Source organism: Streptomyces sp. MH60, assembly GCF_002939385.1.
GTDB lineage: Bacteria > Actinomycetota > Actinomycetes > Streptomycetales > Streptomycetaceae > Streptomyces.
Map to the genome: position 1 here is coordinate 1 of NZ_MULI01000183.1, position 1,361 is coordinate 1,361.

Consider the following 1,361-nt stretch of genomic DNA (forward strand, 5'->3'; position numbering starts at 1 on the left):
GCCGTGCCCGGCCCGTCACCGGCGGCCGCGCCGCCCGGCGTCTTCGCGACCGCGGGCCCGCCGGACTCGCTGGACCCGCTGGACCTGGCGGTCCCGGCGGTCCCGGCGGACCCGGCGGGCCCGTCAGGGCCGGGAGCGACGGGTACCGGGCCGACGCGCTCGGGCGCCACGGACACCGGCTCGGCCAGGTCCGCGCGGAAGAAACGGCGGAACACGGCGTACTCGACGGCGATCGCGGCCAGCCAGGGCAGCGCCATCAGCGCGGCGAACCGGGTGAAGGTCAGCCCACTGGCCGCGAACGCCAGCAGGTTGGTCAGATTGGAGACCGGCAGGAGCAACGAGGCGGAGTTCGACAGGTGCGCCGTCGCGTACACGTGCGGGCGGGCCCGCGCACCGGCCCGGGACGCGGTGGCCAGGACCACGGGGGTGAGCAGCACCGCGGTGGCGTCCAGACTGAGCACCGCCGTCACCCCGCAGGCCACCGCGAACACCCCGGCCAGCAGCCGCCGCGGGCTGCCCCCGCACCGGCGGGCCACGGCCGCGCCGACGGCCTCGAACAGGCCCTCCTTGGCGCACAGGTACGCCAGCATCAGCACCAGCGCGAGGAAGACGACGACCGGCAGCAGCGTACGGGTCTGCTCCCACGCCCGGTGCGGGGACACCATGCCGAGCGCCACCACCAGCACGGCGGCCGGCACGGCGGCCACCGCCTCCGGCAGCCCGCGCGGGCGCAGCACCGCGAAGGCCAGCACGCCCAGCAGCAGGACGACGGGCACGGCCTCGGAGAGGACGGTGGTGCTCAGGACTCCTCCACACCGGTGGGCCGGGCGGGAACCCGGTGATCGGCGAACGGGATACAGGGTCGCACCCCTGGGCGGGGACGAGATCCGCGGGACGACGTGGTGTGGCCGAGGCCACGCCGTGGGCGAGAGCCGGGCCATGTTCCGCGCGGTGCGCCGCGGGCTACCGTTTCCACGGACCCCGAGTTCCCCCACGAGCAGTTCGGACGGCCCGGCAGTGCACACAGATCTCTCCCCCGTCATCGCGGCGACCGCACAGTGGCTCACCCGCGCCTACCCGGCGTCCGGCGGCGCCCTGGCCGACGCGCTGTGCGAGGTGCAGGCCCGGCAGGCCGTGACGGTCGCGGCCCGGCTGCGCTACCCGACCCCGATGGACGTGGCGCTGCTGGGCGTGGCGGGCCCCGGCGGCTCCGCCCGGCTCGACTGGATCACCGGCGCCGACGGCGCCACGTCCGCCGACCCGGACGCGGACGCCTGGCGGACCTGGGTGGACGAGGTCGTCGCCAGCTGGGCGGCCTGCCTGCTGACCGACCCGGCGCTCGCCGAGCCGGCCGTGGCCGC

Annotated in this window: 2 protein-coding genes; one reads left to right on the forward strand and one right to left on the reverse strand. The window is 77.0% G+C overall.

Annotated elements, in window-relative coordinates:
• Window positions 1-776: SLC13 family permease (locus BZZ08_RS38435; protein WP_274543310.1), on the reverse strand; the 776-nt coding region annotated here is incomplete at its 3' end.
• Window positions 777-1,017: 241 nt separating this feature from the next.
• On the opposite strand from BZZ08_RS38435, the gene BZZ08_RS38440 reads away from it, so the two are divergent.
• Window positions 1,018-1,361: hypothetical protein (locus tag BZZ08_RS38440; protein WP_198601954.1), on the forward strand; the 344-nt coding region annotated here is incomplete at its 3' end.